The sequence below is a fragment of the Sphingobium cupriresistens LL01 genome (assembly GCF_001046645.1).
Lineage (GTDB): Bacteria > Pseudomonadota > Alphaproteobacteria > Sphingomonadales > Sphingomonadaceae > Sphingobium > Sphingobium cupriresistens.
Window position 1 is genome coordinate 3729 of the sequence record NZ_KQ130445.1, and the last position, 3314, is coordinate 7042.

General features: G+C 62.9%; 2 protein-coding genes and 1 pseudogene. 1 reads left to right on the top strand and 2 read right to left on the bottom strand.

All coding sequences use genetic code 11. The features are described 5' to 3' along the window. Positions 1-502 (top strand): annotated as a pseudogene (locus V473_RS22525) (IS3 family transposase); the annotation flags it as partial. A 203-nt stretch (positions 503-705) separates the two neighbouring features. Here the strand turns inward: V473_RS22525 and V473_RS22530 are convergent. Together V473_RS22530 and V473_RS22535 are read right to left on the bottom strand one after the other, a co-directional pair. Then, the gene (locus V473_RS22530) at positions 706-1464 is read right to left on the bottom strand and encodes a DUF6118 family protein (RefSeq protein WP_066606278.1); all 759 of its coding nucleotides are present in this window, start codon (positions 1462-1464) and stop codon (positions 706-708) included. Positions 1465-1481: 17 nt separating this feature from the next. Then, the coding region (locus V473_RS22535) for an AAA family ATPase (RefSeq protein WP_148648511.1) at positions 1482-3314 on the bottom strand (1833 nt) is incomplete at its 5' end.

Consider the following 3314-nt stretch of genomic DNA (forward strand, 5'->3'; position numbering starts at 1 on the left):
TCGCTGCCGACAGACCGAACCAGAAATGGGTGGAAGGCTTCACATATATCTGGACGGCCGAGGGCTGGCTCTATGTCGCTGCCGTCATCGACCTGTTTTTACGCAGGGTGGTGGGCTGGTCGATGAGCGCCACAATGACGGCCCAACTTGTGACGGATGCCCTGATATTGGCGATCTGGCGTTGTGGAAAGCCCGATGCCCTGTTGCATCACTCGGATCGCGGTAGCCAATATACCAGTGAGCAGTTCCAGCGTACGAAGAAGAACAACGGCGTCACCTGTTCCATGAGCCGGTCGGGCAACTGTTGGGACAATACCGCGATGGAAAGCTTTTTCCACCCCTCAAAACCGAGCGGATCAGGAGTAAGGTCTACCGATCGCGAGACCAAGCCTGAGCCGATGTGCTCTATTATATCGAGAGATTTTATAATCCGACACGCCGACACTCGACCTTGGGGTATCTCAGCCCCATCGACTTCGAGCGGGAATCTGGTGTAGCTTGAATGAGCTTATCGTGGTGTCCACCAAACCGGCAGCAGGCCAAATATCGTGTCGACTGACTGGGTTGCAGCACGCTACTATCAGGTTTGAACGACAAAAATGGTCGGCGGCCGACCTGCAGATTTGCTTAGTTGCCTATTCGCTGCAGAATATGAACGAATGACGGGTTTCGGGAATGAGACGGCAGTGCTGGAAACCCGACCGCTCAAAATTGCGACATCCTTACCCTGACCGTGCAGCTTACCGACTCCTTAGCCTTTGCGGCTGCCTTGTGACATGCGGCGAGGCTGTCGCGGTTCTCCCGCGCCAGGTCGACGGCGTCCACGATCACCTGCCAGCCCTCCGGGTTTTCGGTTCGCATGAGTCGGATACCGGCATCCCATAGCGATGCCTCGCCCAGCGTTCGACGGGCCACCCGTTCCGGCCAGAGCCAGCTTTGCGGGCCGATGCTGGCCGCCCAGCCGGGATATATCAGCCACAGAAGCGCCGTGGCCAGTGCCGTGCCGCCGCCGCAATAGAGCATGTGCCAGCGCTGTTCCTGCTTGGTCCGAATGGTGCCGATCGCGCGCATCTGATCCACATGAACTTGATGATGCAATTCCTGCGATTTCTTGATGGTCGCCTTGTCCGTCGCTCGTGCGGCATCCGCCGCCACATCAATCCGCTCCGCCATGCTCTCCGGCGTCAACTGCATGGCGGGTGCGTCCATGATTGTCTTCGTCTGCCCCGCTAACGTGGCGAGATAGCCGTTCATCTTGGCGAGAGTCGGCCCGTAGTCGGGGAATTCAAGGCTCTGCTTCTCGATGGCGATATGCTCAAGCGCGCGGGCCATCACCGCCATGCGCCCGTCCAACCGCTCTTCCATAGCTGCGACGCGCTCCGAGAGGCGCGCGAACGCCTCGGCGGCGGCATTGGGCCGGGGGTCCGGCTCCGGTTCGTTCAAAAGGCTCTGTTCGTCGTCCATGTCGTGTCTCCTTGGGGTTAGCGGCTCATGCCGCGACTGATGTCGCGTCCGTGGTCGAAGGGGATGGAGGATGCGAGGTCGCGGGAGAGGCTGCGACCCATCTGCTGCCCGATCTCAAGCCCAAGCTCGCCGCTGCGCAGACCCAGCACCGATTCAAGTTGGGCGTCGCGCTCAAGGCTTTTCGCCATGCCCGCCATCTGCTGCGCGGCGCTCTTCGCGCCCCTGAAATTGCCGTCGCGCACAAGCTCGGCATGATGGCGCTGCAACTGCTGCCACCCCTCCACGAACCGATCGGCGCGCTGGAACGGGTCCATGCGGATTTCGGTCTCCAACTGCATCGCCCGCACTGCCGCTTGGCCGCGCCCCTCAGCGGCTTCGCGGACAAGCTCCGGGCTGCTGCGGAACGCGCTGTTCAGGTCCGACGAACCTTCGGGCCGGATCGCGTCCAGAGCATCGCGCGCCCTGTCGAACGCCTCGCGCTGGTGGGGCATGGCACCCAGACCTTGCGCCCGCGTCTGCTGGATCGCGTCCAGCGCCTTGGCATAGCGCTCCACCGCACCGCGCACGCCGCCTGCGCGCATCGGCTGCGTATCGTATTCGGCCTTCGGCTGGAAGCCCGCGAAAATGTCGCGGTCCTGCTGAGGGATATTGGGCCGGAAATTGTCAAAGATCCCGCGCGCTTTCTCGACAATCGGCCTGACGATTTCCGCGACCCGTTCGCCAAAGCTAATGCCACGCCGCTCGGCATATTCCCTTGCCGGGTCGGCTTGTCTGTAGTCGGTCGCCATGTCCTTACCGCGCTCGCGCGAAAGCGTGCGGACAAGCCGGGACTGATCGCGGAAATCGTCGCGGCCATAATGGAGCGCCATGCCGTCACGATGGCGGGACATCGCGACATACGCCCCATGGCGATCCATCCCCGGTGTCGCCAGCACATGCGCCCTGTCCACGGTCATGCCCTGCGCCTTGTGGATGGTGGCGGCATAGCCGTGGTCGAGGTCGCGATAATCCTTAGTGTTGAACGACACGGAACGTCCGTCATCGGTGCGGACAGACATATGGCCTTCGTCCACATGTCTGATGGTGCCCAGCGTGCCATTCTTCACCTCCAGGCTACGCTCGTTGCGCAGGAACATGATGCGGTCGCCCGGCGCGAATAGGCGGTCCCCGCGCTCGGTCTTCACCTGGCGCTCGTCGCCCAATTCGCCCGCATTGCGCATCGCCGCGCGCGCAGCCTCGTTGAGGTCACGCACCTCCGCATTGGTGTGGGTGAGGATGATGCGGCTGGCGTCCGGATCGGCTAGCCGTTCGCTATCCCAGCGCTCGACAAGATCGCGGCGCGCATCTTCGCGCGTCTCGGCCTGATGCACCATGTACTTGTCGGCATAGGCGGCAATCGCCTCGCCGGTTCTGCCGGTCGCCAGATGCCGCGTGGCATCCTGCTGCCATCCTTCATGCTGGCGGCGAACCTGGGTTATCTCCACGCCGCCATGGCGTTCATGGATCGCGCGGAACGCCGCGCCCGCTTCGATCGACTGCAATTGCTGGGGATCGCCGACAAGAACGACCTTAGCGCCAACATCGGCGGCATGGGACAGCACGCGCTCCATCTGGCGCGTGCCGACCATGCCCGCCTCGTCGATCACCAGCACATCGCGGGCACTGAGCAAATCGCGGCCCTGCGCCCAGCTATGTTCCAAGCTGGCGATGGTGCGGGACGCAATGCCGCTTCCATTCTCAAGGCCCTCGGCGGCGATGCCCGCAAGCGCCGCGCCGCGAACATTCAGCCCCGCGCTTTCCCACACGTCGCGCGCCACGCCCAGCATGGCGCTTTTGCCGGTCCCGGCATA